Origin of the sequence: Rhizomicrobium palustre (assembly GCF_011761565.1) — a bacterium.
In the GTDB taxonomy this organism is placed as follows: domain Bacteria; phylum Pseudomonadota; class Alphaproteobacteria; order Micropepsales; family Micropepsaceae; genus Rhizomicrobium; species Rhizomicrobium palustre.
This window is the reverse complement of sequence record NZ_JAASRM010000001.1, coordinates 1,511,711-1,528,800: the sequence shown is the minus strand read 5'-3', so window position 1 is coordinate 1,528,800 and position 17,090 is coordinate 1,511,711. Positions and strand designations below refer to the sequence as shown.

The following is a 17,090-nucleotide window of genomic DNA, read 5'->3' as shown; positions in this document are numbered from 1 at the left end:
GTCATCCGATCACCTGGATTTCCGCCTGCAGGGCGCCGGCGGCCTTGATGGCCTGAAGAATGGAGATGATGTCGCGCGGGCCGACGCCAAGGGCATTAAGACCATCGACGAGGTTCTGCAGCGAGACGCCTTCTTTCATCACGATCATGCGCTTGCCCTTGCCTTCGTCGATATCGATCTTGGTGCGCGGCATGGTCTGCGTGGTGCCATTGGAGAGCGGGCCAGGCTGGCTCACTTCCGGCGTCTCGGTGACTTTGATGGTGAGATTGCCCTGGGCGATGGCGACGGTAGAGATGCGCACATCAGAGCCCATCACGATCACGCCGGTGGCTTCATTGACCACGACTTTGGCGGATTGATCGGTAGCGACTTTCACCTGTTCGATATCGGTCAGCATGCCGACCACGCCGCCCTTGTAATCGGCGGGAATGGCAAGGCGCACCGTGGCCGGGTCAGAGGCAACCGCAACCGGGCTGCCGACATAGGTGTTCACGGCAGAGGCGATGCGCGCCGCCGTGGTCAGGTCCGGGTTGCGCAAAGAAAGCTTCAGGCTGCGTTCGGCGGCGAGGTTGAAACCGATCTCGCGCTCGACAATCGCGCCATTAGGTATGCGGCCAGCCGTCGGCACGCCGCGGGTCACCGAACCGGCATCGCCCTGGGCCGAAAAGCCGCCGATCGCGACCGGCCCCTGGGCCAGGGCATAAATCTGCCCATCGGCGCCGAACAGGGTGGTGACGAGCAAGGTGCCGCCTTGCAGCGATTTGGCATCGCCCATGGCGCTGACCGAAACGTCGATATTATTGCCGGTGGAGGCAAAGGCGGGCAGCTTGGCTGTGACCATCACCGCGGCGGTGTTCTTGGTCTGCATGGTCTGGCCGCGCGTATTGACGCCCATCCGCTCCAGCATGGTCTGGATGGTCTGCTGGGTGAAGGGGGCGTTTTTCAGGGAGTCGCCCGTGCCGTTCAGGCCGGTCACCAGGCCATAGCCCACCAGCATGTTTTCACGAATGCCTTCGACCTCGACCAGATCCTTCACCCGGGACAGCGCCAGCGCGGGCTGGAAGCTGGTGATGGTGAGGGCGGCGAAGACGAGGGTAGAAACGATTTTACGGACGCTGGACATGGTTCCACCTGACTGGTCCCACCCTCTCTTGCCAGTTTCATGCCGCGCCAAGGCGGAAAAATTCCCTATAAAATCAATGGCCTGCTCGCCGCCCCCAAAACCCTAGGCAGGTTCTTCCCGGTAACTTTGGCCTAGAGGGCCTGTGCCGCTCTGCGCATCCCCAAATTGCCTGCGCCCCCGCTACACGCGACCCGTGTTGGGACCGGTGTCATTTTTCCCTCTGCCGCGGCGAACCGCCCAGGGCGCGTGAAATCGCTTCCCAAGCATCCTCAGCACGCTAAAACAGCCCCGGAATTCTCGGATGGAACGCGATGTCCCAATATAAAGACTACCAGCTTGTCATCGTGCGGCATGGTGAGAGCGAGTGGAACAAGCTCAATCTCTTCACCGGCTGGCGTGATTGCCGCCTTTCGGAAAAGGGCGTCGAAGAAGCCAAAGCGGCCGGCGTGACGCTGAAGAATGACGGCTTTGAATTCGACGTCGCCCATTGCTCGCTTCTGACCCGCGCCAACCAGACCCTGTATCTGGCGCTCGACCAGATGGATGCCGTCTGGACTCCGGTGAAGAAGCATTGGCGCTTGAACGAACGCCATTACGGCGCGCTCCAGGGTGCCAACAAGATCGAAGCGGTGGAGAAGTTCGGCGAAGCCCAAGTCAAAATCTGGCGCCGCTCTTATGATGTTCCCCCGCCGCCGGTCGAAACCTCCTCGGCTGATTTCCCGGCCCATGATCGCCGCTACAAGGATGTCGATCCGGCCGAGCTGCCGAAGTCGGAAAGCCTGAAGGACGTTCTGGCCCGCGTCATGCCCTATTGGGAAAACGCCGTGCTGCCGGATCTGAAGGCGGGTAAGCGGGTTATTATCGCCGCCCATGGTAATTCTCTGCGCGCCCTCTTGAAGTACCTCGAAGGCGTGAGCGACAACGACATCATCGATGTCGATTTGCCGACCGGTATTCCGAAGGCCTATCGTCTCACCGCGGATTGGAAAGCCGCGGATGCGAAATTCCTGGGAGACCCGGCGGAGCTTGAGCGGCGCATCAACGCGGTCAAAGCACAGACTAAGAAGGCCTAACCGGCTTTCGTTCGGATTGGCGATCGCTGCTCTGGCGGCGGTCGCCTTTGCGCCTTGCTGTGCCGTTTCGGCCTATGGCGCCCATATTCCGCGGCCCAAGCCCCGGCCAGCCCCGCAAGCGCAAAGAATTTCCGCGCCCCAGGCTGAAAAGGTGCCTTCCGCACCCGTGCCTCCCGCATCGGATGGCATCACGGATATGAAAGGGGCCGTTCCCCTTTCCGAATACCTGAAACAGCCCTCCACCGCCGATCAGTACAAGACGCTGTCTGGCGAGATCGCCAAGGATAAGCCTGCGGTCGATACCGCGCGCACCACCTCCGAGGCTTTGGCCAAAGAGGCCGCTGAGCTTCAGCAAAAGCTGATCGATGCCGCCGCCAAGGTGGAATATCTGGAGCGGGAGAAACTGCGCCTCGATGCCGAGGTGGCGCGCCTTTCCGCTGAATACACCACGCTCAAAGCCCGCTTTGTCCACGACCGGGTAGAGGTCTCCAAGCTCCTGGCCGTGCTGGAACGGCTGCAGCACGACATGCCGCCGGCCATGGCGGTGCGGCCGAGTGATGCGCTCTCGGCCAGCCGCAGCGCCATGCTGATCGGCGCTTCTTTACCCGACATCTATACCAAGGCCGCTGATCTCTCCCGTCGCATCACCACCATCGAGCAGACCCGCAAGGCGCTCGTGGCCCGCCGCGCGGAAGCCGCAAAAAACGCCGCGCAACTTTCTGGCGCCAAGATCGAACTTGATGGGCTTCTGAGCGTAAAGCGCCAGGAAGCCCAAGAGGCGGCAGAGCGTTATGGAGTTCTAAAGGCGAAGCTGGATACGATTGCAGCGCAGGCGGGAAATCTGGGAGTCCTGTTACAAAAAGTGGCGCAAATGGCGGCATTGGCTCAAAAGGCACAACCCGTTGTGACAGTTAACGCCGCTTCCGCTGGGCGCGGCGGGCGTCTGCAGTTCATTCCGCCGGTGGTTGGGCCGGTGCGCCCGGGCGGTGTTGACGGCGTTGGCGGCCCCACGGCGCCGGGCGTCACCTATCTTGCGAGCGCGGGAAGTCCCGTGGTCGCCCCGGCTGACGGAAAGATAATCTTTGCAGGTCAGTTTTCTAGGGTCGGCCACGTATTGATCTTGGAAATCGGCGCTGGCTACCATCTAGTATTGGCAGGGCTCGACAGGTTGGATGTGCATCTGAACGACGACGTCCTCCTAGGTGAACCGGTCGGCCGCATGTCGAAATTTGACCACGAGCCTAGATTATATTTTGAATTACGACAGAACGGACGAGGGATGAACCCCGCCCCTTTTATCGGCGTCGTGCTCAGGAAGGCGAAATAGATGAAGTCGCTTGGCGTACTGGCTCTTGGGATGGGTATCGGCGCGATTGCCATGGCCGGGGTGTTGACCCAGGCCCAAGGCGCCAATAACTCGAATATCTACAAACAGTTCGACCTCTTTTCCGACGCTTATGAGAAGGTACGCGAGAATTACGTCCGCCCGGTCCAGGACCAGGAGCTGATGAGCGGCGCCATCGCCGGCATGGTCTCGAGCCTTGATCCCCATTCTTCCTACATGGACGCTAAGGCTTTTGCCGACATGCAGATCCAGACCAAAGGCGAATTCGGCGGCATCGGCATCGAAGTGACGATGGAAGATGGGCTGATCAAAGTGATCTCTCCCATCGATGATACGCCCGCCGCCAAGGCCGGGCTGAAGACGGGCGATTACATCGCGTCGATCAATGGCGATTCCATCCAAGGCCTGGGCCTCAATGACGCCATCGACAAGATGCGCGGGCCAGTCGGCACCAAGGTGACGCTGACGATCCTGCGCCAGGGCGAAAAGAAACCCTTCGATGTGCAGCTTGCCCGCGCCGTCATCCATGTCGATAGCGTGAAGTGGCATCGCGAAGGCGATATCGGCTACATCCGCATCAGCGCCTTCAACGAGGAAACCTCCAAGGGTCTCGAAAAGGCCGTGCGCGAATTGAAGAAGCAGATTGGCTCGGGCCTCAAAGGCTATGTCGTCGATCTGCGCAATGACCCGGGTGGTCTGCTCGATCAGGCGGTGCAGGTGTCCGACGATTTCCTGCAGAAGGGCGAGATCGTCTCCACCCGTGGCCGTCACCCGGAAGATACCCAGCGTTATGACGCCAAGGCGGGCGATATCACTGAGGGCAAGCCGATCGTGGTTCTGGTCAATGCCGGCACCGCTTCGGCCTCCGAAATCGTCGCGGGCGCCCTGCAGGATCACAAGCGCGCCACCATCGTCGGCATGACCAGCTTCGGCAAAGGCTCGGTGCAGACCATCATTCCGCTCGGTGACGGCGGCGGCGCCCTGCGTCTGACCACGGCCCGCTACTACACCCCCTCGGGCCGTTCCATTCAGGCCGAAGGCATCGTGCCGAATATCGCGGTCGCCCAGGGCTCGGAAGAGAACGCCCCCAAGATCGAGCGTCCATCGGAAGCCGATCTGCCGGGCCACCTCGTCAACGAAGACGCGGCCAAAAAGAAGAAGCAGGAACAGTCGATCATCCGTCCGCCCGCGGGCAAGAAGGTCGAGGATTTCCAGCTCTCCTATGCGCTGGATATGCTCCACGGCAAGACGGCGATGGCTCAGGCCAAGGCACCAGCCCCCCAGGCCCACTAGCCAGCCCCACATCAGCGAGAAAAGGCCGGAAATGTCCGTTTCCGGCCTTAATCTTAACTGGGGTGAAACCATGAAGGCGCTTAACCTAATGCCATGGCAGCCATAGGCACGACCGGGAAACGAGCCGCCCTCGTTCTGGGCTTGGGCTGGCTCGTGCTCATTTTCCTCCTCAGCGGGATCGTCCTCTGGGTTGAGCTTTTCGGCCATGCCGAAAGCGCGCCGCAAATCATCACCGCCGCCATCGAGAAGCTGGCCACCCCTGCCAAAACCGCCGCTGCGGAAAAACCCGCACCCGCCCCGCCCCTGCCGCAAGTGTTCGAGACCCCCGCGGGCGGGATCGTCCCCGCCGATCTGTCGCCCTCCGAGAAGTCCGCCCTCGCCGCGCTGCCGCCGCCCCAGCCCGCCATCGCGGTGCAGGAAGCCGTCGCCGCGCCGCCGGTCGCCCTGCCCCCGCTCACCGGCGGGCCGAATGTCGCCAACCCTGCCCTGCTCGAGAAAACGCCGGATGGGTTCATCCCGCGCATTTCCGATACCGGCCTGATGCCGATGCGCGCTTATGCGGGTGCGGTGGCGGGCGGAAATCGTCCGCGCATCGCCATTGTGGTCGGCGGGCTTGGCATGTCGGCGCGCGCCACCGAGGCCGCGATCAACAATCTGCCGCGCGAAGTGACCCTGGCCTTTGTTCCCTACGCCGTCGATGTGCAGCGCTGGGTGGCACTGGCGCGCCAGAAGGGCCATGAAGTGCTGCTCCAGGTGCCGATGGAGCCCTATGATTTTCCCGATTCCGATCCGGGCCAATACACCTTGCGCTCCTCGGTGGGTGAGGAAGGCAACACCAAGCGCCTCTCCTGGTCCTTGTCGCGCATGACCGGCTATGTGGGCGTCACCAATCTTCTCGGCGGGCGCTTCCTCTCCGAAAGCGGTTCGGTGGAACCGATGCTCACCTATCTGATGCGGCGCGGGCTTTTGTTCTTCGACAATGGCACCACCAACCATTCCGTCGCCAAGGATGTGGGGGGCCGCCTCGGTGCGCCGGTGGTGGGTGCCAGTCAAGCCATCGATTCTATCCAGGCCTCGATGGAGATCGATCATCGCCTCGCCGATCTTGAGGCAGAAGCGCGGGCGAAAGGTTCTGCTGCGGGCTATGGCTCATCCTATCCCGTCACCATGGAGCGGGTTCTGCTCTGGTCGCGCGGGCTTGCAGGACGGGGCTTTGTTCTGGCGCCGGTTTCGGCAATAGTCGCGCCGGAAAAGAAATAGCAGCGTCGTCCATCATGAAAACCGTGAAAGCCGAAGACCTTCCCTATCGCCGGGGCGTGGGCATCATGCTCCTGAACGCGGCTGGCGAGGTGTTTGTCGGCCGCCGCATCGATCAGACGGTGGAAAGCTGGCAGATGCCGCAAGGCGGCGTCGATAAGGGCGAGGCGGATGAAGAAGCCGCCATGCGTGAACTCGGCGAAGAGGTCGGCACTGACAAGGCGGAAATCATCGGCCGCCTGCCGGGCGATTTTGCCTATGATCTGCCGCCGCATCTTCTCGGCGTGGCGCTGCATGGCAAATATCGCGGCCAGAAGCAGTCCTGGTTCGTGCTGCGCTTCCTAGGCCAAGACAGCGATATCGATCTTACCCGCCATGAGCCGGAATTCGCCGAATGGCGCTGGGCCAAGGTGGATGAGCTTTTGGATCTCATCGTGCCGTTCAAGCGCGAGATCTATGCCGAGATCGTGGCCGCTTACAAATCCTGGTCGCTGGCGCGCTGATCTCTTTTCAGCGCGGCCGCGAAGGTCGCGTGATGCAGCTTGGTCCAGGCGTTGAGGGATTTCAGCGCCTCGCCCAGCGAATGCCCCAGCGGTGACAGCGCATAGCTCACCTGTGGTGGATTGGTGTCCTGCATATGGCGCTCGACAAACCCAGCCGCCATCAGCCTTCGCAAAGTGAGGGTGAGCATCCGTTTTGATACAGGTTCCAGGGCGCGCTTCAACTCTAAGAAGCGCTGCGTGCCGCGGCACAGCTCAGCAATGACCGGCAAAGACCAGCGATCGGCCAACTGGCGCACCAGCCAATAGACCGGCATGTCCTGAAAATACTTTGCTTCGAGCTCGAACTTCGAATTGTTTGGCATACATACGCAGCGCAGAGACGCGAGGGTCGGATCGCGTGGGGTTTTCGGCGCAGATACTTCGCACAGTTCTTCGCGCTTTGCGTATATTTCCGGGCTCTTTCGACAGATTTTGAGGGTTGTCTGTCTAAAAAAATACAATCGATCTCAAAAGGGTTGTTACACCTGAATCTCTGATTGCGGCTTAAGCGCCGCGCACCCTGTCTAAATGAACGGAATGCGCGGCAGCTTTGGTCAAATCATCCCTTCAAGCTCGCCATGTCGATGACGAAGCGGTACTTCACGTCGCTCTTCAGCATCCTCGCGTAAGCCTCGTTGATCTCATGCATAGCTATCATTTCGACATCGGCGGCGATGTTATGTTCGCCGCAGAAATCGAGCATCTCCTGGGTTTCCGGCAGGCCGCCGATCAATGAACCCGCGACGGCCTTGCGTTCCAGGACCAGCGGCGCGGTGTTGAGCGGTGAGCCCAATGGACCGAGATAGCCTACCAGCACCAGCGTGCCGTCCACCGAAAGGGTGGGAATATAAGGGTTGAGATCGTGATCATACGGTACGGTATCCAAGATGAAGGAGAAGCGTCCCTTCACCTTCGCCATGGCAGCGGCATCGGTGGAGATCACGACGTTATCCGCGCCAAGGCGGCGGGCATCCGCTTCCTTGCCGGGCGAACGCGAGAAGAGGGTCACTTCGGCGCCCATCGCCTTTGCGATTTTGATTGCCATATGGCCAAGCCCGCCAAGCCCGGTCACGGCCACGCGGTCGCCGCGTGAAATGCCCCAATAGCGTAGCGGCGAATAGGTGGTGATGCCGGCGCAGAGAAGCGGCGCGGCCCCTTTCAGATCCATGCCTTCGGGCAGCTTCAAGACAAAGCGTTCAGAGACGACCACCTTAGTGGAATAGCCGCCCTGGGTAAGCGCGCCGTCTTTGTCGATGCTGCTATAGGTGAAGACCTTGCTCTCGCAGTAATTCTCCTGACCGTGCTGGCAAGGCTCGCATTCGCGGCAGGAATCCACAAGACAGCCCACGCCCACCGCGTCGCCCGCCTTGAATTTGGTCACCGCGCCGCCGACCTCGATCACGCGCCCGACGATCTCATGGCCGGGCACGTTGGGATATTGTGTCCCGCCCCAGTCGTTGCGCGCGGTGTGCAGATCGGAATGGCACACGCCGCAATAAAGAATATCGATCACCACATCATCCGGCTTGGGATCGCGGCGCTCGAAGCTATAGGGCGCGAGATCGGAAGTAGGCGAGGCGGCCGCATAGCCGACGACGGAAATAGGCATCTTGGTCTCCTTGAAGGCGGTGTTTGTCGCACCAATGTCGAATCGGAGCGCTAAGGGCTTACGGAGCGAAAGTGAGGGGTATATCCCCCCATCATTACAAGTACAGAGGCCTCGCATGCGCCGCATGAAATATCTTTTTGCTGTTTTCCTGCTGCTTGCCGCACCCGCGCTCGCAGACAGCCGTACAACCGTGGTGGTGCTGTTCGATGGCTTCTCACCCTTCATGATGGAAGGGGTGGTGACGCCTAATTTTGATCGCCTCGCCCGCGAAGGGGTTTCCTCACGTCATCTCGTGCCGGTCTTCCCGACATTGTCGATGGTGAACCATACCAGCTTTGCCACCGGCTGCTGGCCGGCCCATCATGGCATCGTCTCCAATGAGTTTCTCGATCCCACGCTGGGCGCTTACGGCACCAAGATGGATCGCGCCGACGCGGCTTGGCGTACCGGCTGCGAAACCTTCTGGCAGGCGGCCAAGCGCCAGGGTGTTTCGACCGCTGCGTTCAATATCGTCGGCCGCTGGTCGAGCAAGACTGGCCCCACCGCGGATGTGATCAATGAGGAAGTACCCTGGTCCCAGCATGATAGTGACGACACCATCATCGCCAAGGCGGTCGCGGCCCTGAATGGCGGCACCCGTCTGGTCACGCTCTACTTCGACTATCCGGACTCGGTCGCCCATGGCGATGGCGTGCATGGCGATAAGACCAAAGCGGTCGTGGCCAAGGCCGACGCGGTGGTCGGAAAACTGATCGCCGCGTTGCAAGCCTTGCCTGCGGCGCGCAAGCCCACCCTGATCATTGGCGCTGACCATGGCATGACCAAAGTCGAAAAGGTCATCAATCTCGGCAAGCTCAGAGCACAGCATCATTTCGAGGCTGATGTCGCCTATGGTTCCGGCTCGGCAATGCTCTATCTAAAGCCCGGTCAGGATAAGGCCGCCATCCTTGCGGCGCTGAAAACCTATAGCGATGTTTTTGAGACCTATGAGAAGGGTCATTTTCCTTCCTATGCCCATATCGGCACGAGCGCGCGCGTCGGCGACATTCTGCTCATCACACGCCCGCCTTATGATTTCGAAGGTCCGGAAATCATGAAAGAAGCCGATGCCAAGGCCGAGGAGAACGTCTCCGGCCCGGTGGTCTATGAACCTCAGAATAAATGGTTCAACTCCAAGCACGGCTTCAAACCGGATGTGGAAGCCATGCATGCGATTTTCTACGCTTGGGGCCCAGGCATCGCGAAAGGCAAAGTCCTGCCGCGGGTGGAAATGATCGACGTCGCGCCGACTGTGCTAAAGCTGATGGGCCTCAAGCCGGGGCTGGGCAGCGACGGCAAAGCGGTGAAGCTGGGGCGGTGAGTTGAAGAACGCCCAGTCAGATCAACTCCATTTGTCATCCCGGGCGAGCAGGACTGCGCACCGCGCGATGTTGTCAGACCCGGGACCCAACAGGAAATCTGGACAGCGTCGAAGTTGATCCCGGATCGCGTCCCATGTGCCAATACCAGGATTGGTGCGGACGCGTCCGGGATGAGATGCCTTGGGGAGGAGAAGCAGCCGCTTACGCCGCGCCGATTTGTTTGATGAAGCTGTTCACATCGGCGGAAAGCTGATCGGACTGCTCGGCGAGATGTCCGGCGGAGCCCAGCACCTGTTCGGAGACTTCGCCGGTTTCCTCCGAGGCCGCGCGCACCGTGTTGATGTTGCGCGACACTTCGCTCGTTTTATGCGCGGTATCCTGCGCGTTCTTGGCGATGGCTTGGGTGGCGAGACGCTGCTGTTCCACCTCACCATCGATCGCCGACGCGATGTCGCTGATTTCGCGGATGGTGCCGCCCACGCTGTTGATCGCGGTCACGGCCTGACCTGACCATTCCTGAATCTGGCGGATTTCCGTGGCGATCTCGCGCGTCGCCTCGGCGGTCTTATTGGCGAGCAGCTTCACTTCGGCGGCCACCACGGCAAAGCCGCGTCCCGCATCGCCTGCGCGGGCCGCTTCCACGCCCGCATTCAACGCCAACAGGTTTGTCTGGTTGGCGATGGTGCCGATCATCTCCACGATATTGCTGATCTTGGCGGCGGCGCTGGAGAGCGTCTGCACGATGCTGTCGGTCTGCTGGGCTTCGTTGACGGCGCGGCCTGCGATGGTCGCAGCCTGTTTCACATGGCTGCGGATGCCGTCGATGGAGGCGGTGAGCTGTTCGGTGGAAGCTGCCACCGCATTGACGTTTTCCGACGCGGTATCGATCGCCTCGGCCACGCTCAGCGAATGGCGGCTCGCCTTTTCCGCCGTGTCATGCATCGCCTTGGCGGCGGTCTTTAGCTCAGAGGCGGCTTCGGAAAGTTGCTCCACCATCGAGCCTGTGGAGGCCTGGAATTTTTGGGTCAAGTCTTCCAGATGCTGCGCCCGCTTCACCTTGGCTGCCTGCTCGGCCTTTTCCTGCTGTGTCAGGCGTTGGGTTTCGATCATGCTTTCTTTGAACACCTGCACGGCGCGCGCGGTCTGGCCGATCTCATCGCTGCGGTTTAAATGCGGCACCTCATAGCTCGTATCGCGGCCCGCCAGCGCCGTCATGGCGCGGATCATCCGTTCCAAGGGGCGGGCGACCACGGTCTTGAACGTCAGCTTGATGGCGATGAGCAGAAGAAGCGAAAAACTCACCGCGCCCATCACCAGCATTTTCACATTCTGGTCGCGCTCGGCGAGGTCCTTCTTGGCCGAAAGGCTGGAGGAAAACACCGCGATGACATCGCCTTTGTTCTGGCCCATCGGTGCGGCATGGCAGGCATAGCATTCGGCCCGCGCCGTCGCTTTGGTGCCGCCCAGAATCACAGGGGTGGAGAAGCGGTATGTGTCTCCCACAAATCGCGCCACCGGCGCCTTGGTGCGGATCACCTCTTCATCGATAGTGTCGCGCGTGCGCTTGATCTTCTTTTGAGGATCGGTCTTGGCCACCACCTCGGCCATGGGCGTGTTCCAGGCGCTCCACAAGGCACCGGGATAATCGGCATTGCGCTGGGCGAACCAGCCATCGAAGACGTTGAGCGCCACATTGTTGGAATCGGAAAGCCGTGCCAGCATCGCCGCATTGACCAGCGCATCAAGCGATTGCATCTCGTTGGCCGAGAGGCTGTGTAGCCGATCCTCAATCGCTTTGGTTTGTGACCACCAGGCAAGCCGCGCGATACCCGCGGTCGCAAGTAGCAGTCCAAGGCCGACGATCATCAGGAATTGCCGTTCCAGGCTGGATTTTTTGAACCGCATACTGCCCTACACCGCTTTGGCGGGATAATGCGGATAAGTGCTGGAGAAGTGGTAAACCGGTATCGCTCTAAATGGCGCATAGGTGTTTGACCAGACTGGGAAAACGCAGGTTTTGCGGGAATTCGCGCAATAGGTTTGTAAGTTTTACAGAGGCAAATATGCGCCCGACGGTCGGCGGGGGCAGGTCATCGCCCGAAATCCTTGCCGCTATAGGCAAAGGTTCTGGGTTCGAATTCATGTGCCGTGAGCCGTTTCAGCTCTTTTTCGAGCAGCACTTTCACCGCGGCGCGGCTGGTCGCGGCGGCCTCGGCCATCTGGCGGGTGGTGATGGGAAGGCTGGCGCCCTGAAAGCCATCCGGTCCCGGCAGGCCTAAATATAGCGGCACGCCGCCTTCCACACCGGTGATAATGAAATCCAGGAACCAGCTCTGGCGGATGGTCTTCAAGGGATTTCCGATCAAGACCAGGCTGATTGCGGTCTCGTCCTCGATCACTTCGATTTCCGTAAAGACGCCCGAAATATCCGGCCGCCAGCTCTCTGCCAGGATAGGAAGCTGGCGCCAGCCGCAATGAAAATCGCGGCAGAGCTGAGGGCGGGCGTCATAGATGGCGCAGCCCTGGTCGCTGCAATGGCGGCAGGTGACGCCCGCTCTTTTCTGGATTTCTGGCCGGTCGATCGCCATCACCGTGCAGCAGATGGTGCAATCCCCGCAATCGCGCCCAGGCACCAGATCGAGATCATAGAATTTCATACGCGCCGCCGAGGAGATTTCGGGCTTGTCTTAGTCGCCTCTCGTCATTGCTACAATCGCTTCTCACCCCACTAACGCTGTTTGACTTTGCTGGAGGAGACGAGGTTTAGGTCGTCAGGGCATTACAGCCTAATACGCCGACCGCGCATCGCTATTCCCACTGAAATAGGGGAGGGGGCAGAAAAATCGCGAAAGCCGGAATCAATCCCTCGCGGTTTTTGAAGGGAGTCTGTCCAGGTGTTGATCAGCGCGTCAGCGGCTTGGAATAATCCAGCATGAAGGCCTTCAGCGTATCGACCGAGGCGACCTTGGCGGCGGCATCGCGGAAGGCAACACCTTGCAGATCGATGCGCTCGGTGACCACTGCAAAGCCGTTGCCGTCGGGGCTGGCTTTCATCTTGGCCCAGAAATTGTTGCGCAAGCGGTCTAGGCTTTGCTGATCGCCCGCGAGCGAATAGGCAACAGCCGCGCGCATCACGATCTGGCGCTCGGAATCGGTCAGCGGCTTGTCGTCCTTATAGCGTTCACCGAGCGATTCTTCGGCCTTCTGCGCTGCCACAGGCCAGTTGCCGCTCTTCCAATAGATCTCTGCACGCAGCGCGACCGTATCGGCCTGTTGATCGACTCCGATGAGATCGAGGGCGCGATCAAAATGCTTCTGCTCGGTGAGCGCCCTGGCTTCCATCAAAAGCCGTTCATGGCTGACCTCATCGGGCAGGGTGGAGATTTGCGTGGTGCGCAGCGTGTCGAGCACGGCTTGCGGCTTGTGGTCCATCAACTGCACCATGGCGAGCCGTGTCGCGACTTGGGCCCGCGCTACGCCGTCGAGGCGCTTGGTGACCTGGTAATTGAGGAGATCAGCGGCGGGGCCGAGCAGATCGACCTTCACCAGACGGTCGGCCATGCGCCGGATCATCTCGTCGCCATCGGCGCCAATCGGCGTCAGTTCGATGAAGTCATAGAACAGGCCAAGCGCCTGCACCGGCGGCAAGCTATCGGCCTTGCCATGCATGAAGAGGTCAACAAAGGCCGCGCGCATGTCGTCCATGGCCGCCATGCCTTCATTGTTGTTCGGGAAGTTTGTGGCGGCCACGCGCAAGGTCAGAAAGCCTTCGCGATAGCGCTTTTCACTGAAATAGATCGAGGCGAGCTTGCGCAGGGTTTTAAGTTCCAGGCTGTCGCCGCGCCAGCGATAGCGCAAACGCTCCAACCCGTTGATCGCCTGTTGCGGCTTTAACATGCCGCTCTGCAATCCGGTGGTGATGCGATGATAGATCGCTTCGGCGGCGTACATCTCGTTGCCGCTCTTCTCCACCTCGTCGAACAAGGCGTCGGCTTTGTCGTTGCGGTGCTCGGCGGCGGCGAGGCGCGCGCGGTCGAGTTTGGCCAGAATGCCGAGCGAGCCTTCCAGCTTTTCCGGCACGCGCTCCATCGCGGCATCGGCGATTTCCAGGCGCTGCGTGCCCATCGCCGCTTCCGCCATAGCAAGGTTCGCTTTGGCTTTGGTTTCGCTGTCGTAAGAGTTCAGCACCGGTTCGGCGCGCTCCAAATTGGCGCGCGCGTCTTCCCAATCTTCCAACCCCGCGGCGGCAAGTCCGCGCCACAAGGCGGCATGACGGTCCTGGTCGAATTGTGAGCCGGACAGCGCGTTATGGGCATCGCGATAACGCCCCATCATCAGGCTCGCGGCGGCTTTCATAGTCAGAAGCTGGGTGTCGCTGGCAAGGCCGGGATCATCGGCCTGCATGAAGTTGATCATGCCCAAGGCTTCGGCGGCAAAACCATTGCCAAGATAGAAGCGGGCGAGCTTGAGGCGGGCCTTGCGGGACCGCTCATTCTCCGCCCGCGAGGCGTCGAGGCGGAGTTTGCGCTGCGCATCGAGGAAGTTGGGCCCGCCCAAGGTTTTCCATTTGGCAAGATCCAGGAAGCAAGGGCTGCCGGCGGCAGCGGCCAGCGCTTCGGGCGTGGACGCGGCCATGGCGGGCGGTGTCAGCATCAGACCGCTGGCGCGCGAGATGGTTACGCGCGGCGACTGCACCGTCACAGAGAGATCGTCGACATGCGGCTTGATCACCAGGCCCGCGGCGCTCGCCATCACCGAGAACTCAACATATTCACGCGATTCCGGCACAAAACGCCCGATCATGCCGGGAATGACCAGAAGCTCGTCTCCCGCGGACGGATCAGTCAGCCGTTCCATGCGCTGCGCGCCGGTCATCAGGGTCGAAAGGCTGGCGGTTTTGGGGTTTTCCTGGTTTCGGGCAAAGCCCAAGGCAACCGCCGTCGGATTGACTTCCCGGGCGATGACGACCTTGAGGTTCGCACCCTCGGCAAAAGCGGCCAGCGCTGCGGGCTGGCGAAGCGCGATGCGCAAACGTGTGGAGCCTGCACCGGAAGAGGCTTCGACTTCGGTCGGGAAGGCGCCGAGCTGGGTCTTCAGATGCTGCACATCCAAAGGCTGGGCATCTTGCAGAACTACAAAGACATTAAGCCCGCGCTGAAAGACGGCGGCGGCTTGGCGGCCTGCGCCAGGGAACACAAGCACCGCGCCGTCCTTGGTCAGATGACCATCGGCCACCTGACCGACGGTGTTGGTGGCGGCGGCATCGGTGGGCGGCGTCGGGATCGCGGCTTGGCCTTCCGCGGTCGGTTGGGCCGACGGCTGTGCCGCGGGTTGGGCTGGCTGCTGGGCTGGCGGCTGGGCGCCAGGTTTGCCGGACCCAGGTTTGCCCGGCTGTGCTTGCGGCGCGGGCGGCGGCGTAACCGGTTTCGTTGGCTGGGTGAGCTTGGCGGGCGCTCCAGTCGCTCCCATCTTTGACGAGGCGTCATGGATGGCGGCGACCACCGCATTGGTGCTCTGGGCCATCGGGGTGACCGCGCCTTTACCTGTGCCCGGCGGGCGATAGGCATCGGCATCGGTCTTGGGCGCCAGAACATCCAGCACGATATGCGTGCCATCGCGGAAATCGTGGAAACCCGAGGCGGAGTCGATGGTGAAATCGACGATGGTTTGAAACCCCGACAGGTGCCAGCCCGCGGTCTTGATCCATGGAGGCGCCTGACGGTCGATGGCGGAGAAATCGGGATTGATCTGAGCATCGAAGCTGATGGTCAGCTTGCCTGAGCCCGGAAAGACCTTATAGGGCACGGTGCGGGGGAAATCGAACACCACGCGGGTGAAGTTCTGATAGGCGCCCGAACGCACCTTCAGCACCGGTAGTTTGGAAATATCGGTTTCCGGCTTTTTTGGCGGCGGCGGCTGAGGCAGATCGGGCGGCGTGCCGGTATAGCTATTAGGCGCCAGATCGACCGCGAATTTGCCGGGCGCTGAGGTCGTGTGCAGCTTGACCGTCTGGCTCAAGGCAAAGCGATAGGTTTTGCCATCTGCATCCACACGCCCGCTGGAAATATAGCCGGGCAAGGATTGCGCGATGCCTTCCGGCGTCAGCCCCATCTTGCGATTGAAGCTGATGGTGAGGACTTGGCCGGTGACTTGGGCCGTCACCTGATCGCTTGGGGCAAGGGCGAAAGTCAGGCGGCCATAGCCATCCCGTGTCGCGCCCGCCACCGTATCGGCGCCAAAAGCCGGAGCCCCAAAGCAGATAAGACCTGCCAAGGCGAAAGGAGCGATCCGGCGAAGGCGCGTGTTCATCTATTTACCCGGCTTTGCGGCCGGACCACCTTGCTGCGGGCCCGCGGGCGCAGCCCCAGGCGCACCGGCCGGAAGGCCTTGGGGCAGGGGAGCGGGGGCAGGCGTCACGGCTTGTGCGGTTTCCGGCAGCTTCAAGCGGCTGGCGAGCTTTTCGGTCAGGCGCTGGGCGTTATCGGCCGTCATGGCGGCCAGGATCGGCGCCAAGATGTCGGACTTCATCTGCTGGGCCACGGGCACCAGCACGCCATCGGGCAGGTTGTTGAAGATACGCGCGGCATCTTTGGGCTTCATTGCCGAATAAGTTTTCACCAGCGAGGCGACCTGCTTTTGCTGTTCGGCATCACGCTGGGACAGAAGCGTCGCCATCTGGTCCTGCATCTGCTTCAGCGTGGCGATCTTGGCGTCGACGCGGGCTTCGGCGGCCTTCAGCACCTGATCGCGCATGTCGATATCGGCCTCGCGGTTGTCCAGCGCATGGCGGCGCTTGGTCATCGCGTTGACCACATCAACTTCCGCGGCGCTTTCGCTATCGGGATTTTCCGCAGCCGGATCAGAGGCGAGCGGTGCCGTATCCTTGGCAAGCTGGTCACTGCCTGCCGGCTTCTGACCTTCGGCCCAGGCACTACGAACAAGCCCCTCGCCCTTCAGGCCGAGAAGCGCCAGACTCACAACCATTACGGCAGGAAGCAGCCGGAAATATTTCATCGTACAGCCTTCAACGCGGAAAGACGGCTCATCACACTGCCCGAGGGAAGCGGCGCAGCGCTGCCGCTAGAGGTGGCGCGGGGTTCCTCGCGCCCGAAATCGCGGGGCATCTCGCGGCCGGAATCTCTGAACGTTTCTCGGGGCGCTGAAACGCCACGGTCGATACGCTGAGCAATGCGCTCGCCGGAATTGGTCAGAAGCGAAAGTTCGTCGGAAAGGGCCCGTGCGCGGCGTAGCCGGTCATCCAGCGTCTCAGCCGCTTCGCCCGCTGCCATTTTAAGGGCGCGCAAGGATGCTCCGGCATTGGCGATGGCGCTGTTAAGGTCGCCGATCATGCGCTTGAGGCCATCCTGGCCTTTGCGGACCGATGCCAGCCGCCGCTCCAGCACGATGCAGTAGAGCAGCGTTAGAGCCAGAAGGACCGATAGTAATATCTCGAGCCCCATAGCGAGGGTAATGGCCGGCATATGCAT

Annotated in this window: 14 protein-coding genes; 6 read left to right on the top strand and 8 right to left on the bottom strand. The window is 61.2% G+C overall.

Annotation, left to right across the window (positions count from 1 at the left end):
* Window position 1 precedes the first annotated feature (1 nt).
* A complete protein-coding gene (locus FHS83_RS06895; RefSeq protein ID WP_167082180.1) occupies window positions 2–1,123 on the bottom strand; it encodes a flagellar basal body P-ring protein FlgI in 1,122 nt (373 codons plus the stop codon).
* A gap of 311 nt (window positions 1,124–1,434) precedes the next feature.
* Here FHS83_RS06895 and gpmA point away from each other — a divergent pair, with 311 nt between their 5' ends.
* From gpmA to FHS83_RS06870, 5 genes are all read left to right on the top strand, one after another.
* Window positions 1,435–2,196, top strand: a complete 762-nt coding sequence (gene gpmA / locus FHS83_RS06890) for a 2,3-diphosphoglycerate-dependent phosphoglycerate mutase (protein WP_167082178.1) — start codon at window positions 1,435–1,437, stop codon at window positions 2,194–2,196.
* A gap of 16 nt (window positions 2,197–2,212) precedes the next feature.
* Window positions 2,213–3,523, top strand: coding sequence for a murein hydrolase activator EnvC family protein (locus tag FHS83_RS06885; RefSeq protein WP_167082176.1), 1,311 nt, complete (start codon window positions 2,213–2,215; stop codon window positions 3,521–3,523).
* Window positions 3,524–4,834: a S41 family peptidase gene (locus tag FHS83_RS06880; RefSeq protein WP_167082174.1), complete on the top strand. Its 1,311-nt coding sequence runs from the start codon at window positions 3,524–3,526 to the stop codon at window positions 4,832–4,834. It begins immediately after the preceding gene.
* Window positions 4,835–4,927: 93 nt separating this feature from the next.
* Window positions 4,928–6,094, top strand: coding sequence for a divergent polysaccharide deacetylase family protein (locus FHS83_RS06875; protein ID WP_167082172.1), 1,167 nt, complete (start codon window positions 4,928–4,930; stop codon window positions 6,092–6,094).
* Between the two features lie 14 nt (window positions 6,095–6,108).
* Window positions 6,109–6,594: an RNA pyrophosphohydrolase gene (locus FHS83_RS06870; RefSeq protein WP_167082170.1), complete on the top strand. Its 486-nt coding sequence runs from the start codon at window positions 6,109–6,111 to the stop codon at window positions 6,592–6,594.
* Here FHS83_RS06870 and FHS83_RS06865 read toward each other — a convergent pair.
* Together FHS83_RS06865 and FHS83_RS06860 are read right to left on the bottom strand one after the other, a co-directional pair.
* Window positions 6,567–6,956, bottom strand: coding sequence for a winged helix-turn-helix transcriptional regulator (locus FHS83_RS06865; RefSeq protein ID WP_167082168.1), 390 nt, complete (start codon window positions 6,954–6,956; stop codon window positions 6,567–6,569). The two genes, FHS83_RS06870 and FHS83_RS06865, sit on opposite strands and share 28 nt — an antisense overlap.
* A gap of 236 nt (window positions 6,957–7,192) precedes the next feature.
* Window positions 7,193–8,242 (bottom strand): NAD(P)-dependent alcohol dehydrogenase, encoded by a 1,050-nt coding sequence (locus FHS83_RS06860; protein ID WP_167082166.1) that lies wholly within the window; start codon window positions 8,240–8,242, stop codon window positions 7,193–7,195.
* 115 nt (window positions 8,243–8,357) lie between these two features.
* Here FHS83_RS06860 and FHS83_RS06855 point away from each other — a divergent pair, with 115 nt between their 5' ends.
* A complete protein-coding gene (locus FHS83_RS06855; protein ID WP_167082164.1) occupies window positions 8,358–9,602 on the top strand; it encodes an alkaline phosphatase family protein in 1,245 nt (414 codons plus the stop codon).
* A 202-nt stretch (window positions 9,603–9,804) separates the two neighbouring features.
* On the opposite strand, the gene FHS83_RS06850 is transcribed toward FHS83_RS06855, so the two are convergent.
* The 5 genes from FHS83_RS06850 to FHS83_RS06830 form a co-directional block, all read right to left on the bottom strand.
* Window positions 9,805–11,508 (bottom strand): methyl-accepting chemotaxis protein, encoded by a 1,704-nt coding sequence (locus FHS83_RS06850; RefSeq protein WP_167082162.1) that lies wholly within the window; start codon window positions 11,506–11,508, stop codon window positions 9,805–9,807.
* A 185-nt stretch (window positions 11,509–11,693) separates the two neighbouring features.
* Window positions 11,694–12,260, bottom strand: a complete 567-nt coding sequence (locus tag FHS83_RS06845) for a hypothetical protein (RefSeq protein ID WP_167082160.1) — start codon at window positions 12,258–12,260, stop codon at window positions 11,694–11,696.
* Between the two features lie 244 nt (window positions 12,261–12,504).
* Window positions 12,505–15,912, bottom strand: a complete 3,408-nt coding sequence (locus FHS83_RS06840; RefSeq protein WP_167082158.1) for a tetratricopeptide repeat protein — start codon at window positions 15,910–15,912, stop codon at window positions 12,505–12,507.
* Window positions 15,913–16,617 carry a MotE family protein gene (locus tag FHS83_RS06835; RefSeq protein ID WP_167082156.1) on the bottom strand — a complete coding sequence of 235 codons (705 nt, stop codon included), beginning with the start codon at window positions 16,615–16,617 and terminating at the stop codon, window positions 15,913–15,915.
* Window positions 16,614–17,090, bottom strand: coding sequence for a DUF6468 domain-containing protein (locus tag FHS83_RS06830; RefSeq protein ID WP_167082154.1), 477 nt, complete (start codon window positions 17,088–17,090; stop codon window positions 16,614–16,616). Before FHS83_RS06830 ends, FHS83_RS06835 begins: the two co-directional genes overlap by 4 nt.

Coding starts and splice junctions, on each gene's coding strand:
- FHS83_RS06895 (WP_167082180.1), bottom strand. CDS start 1,123: ATGTCCAGCGTCCGTAAAATCGTTTCTACCCTCGTCTTCGCCGCCCTC.
- gpmA (WP_167082178.1), top strand. CDS start 1,435: ATGTCCCAATATAAAGACTACCAGCTTGTCATCGTGCGGCATGGTGAG.
- FHS83_RS06880 (WP_167082174.1), top strand. CDS start 3,524: ATGAAGTCGCTTGGCGTACTGGCTCTTGGGATGGGTATCGGCGCGATT.
- FHS83_RS06875 (WP_167082172.1), top strand. CDS start 4,928: ATGGCAGCCATAGGCACGACCGGGAAACGAGCCGCCCTCGTTCTGGGC.
- FHS83_RS06870 (WP_167082170.1), top strand. CDS start 6,109: ATGAAAACCGTGAAAGCCGAAGACCTTCCCTATCGCCGGGGCGTGGGC.
- FHS83_RS06865 (WP_167082168.1), bottom strand. CDS start 6,956: ATGCCAAACAATTCGAAGTTCGAGCTCGAAGCAAAGTATTTTCAGGAC.
- FHS83_RS06860 (WP_167082166.1), bottom strand. CDS start 8,242: ATGCCTATTTCCGTCGTCGGCTATGCGGCCGCCTCGCCTACTTCCGAT.
- FHS83_RS06855 (WP_167082164.1), top strand. CDS start 8,358: ATGCGCCGCATGAAATATCTTTTTGCTGTTTTCCTGCTGCTTGCCGCA.
- FHS83_RS06850 (WP_167082162.1), bottom strand. CDS start 11,508: ATGCGGTTCAAAAAATCCAGCCTGGAACGGCAATTCCTGATGATCGTC.
- FHS83_RS06845 (WP_167082160.1), bottom strand. CDS start 12,260: ATGAAATTCTATGATCTCGATCTGGTGCCTGGGCGCGATTGCGGGGAT.
- FHS83_RS06840 (WP_167082158.1), bottom strand. CDS start 15,912: ATGAACACGCGCCTTCGCCGGATCGCTCCTTTCGCCTTGGCAGGTCTT.
- FHS83_RS06835 (WP_167082156.1), bottom strand. CDS start 16,617: ATGAAATATTTCCGGCTGCTTCCTGCCGTAATGGTTGTGAGTCTGGCG.
- FHS83_RS06830 (WP_167082154.1), bottom strand. CDS start 17,090: ATGCATATGCCGGCCATTACCCTCGCTATGGGGCTCGAGATATTACTA.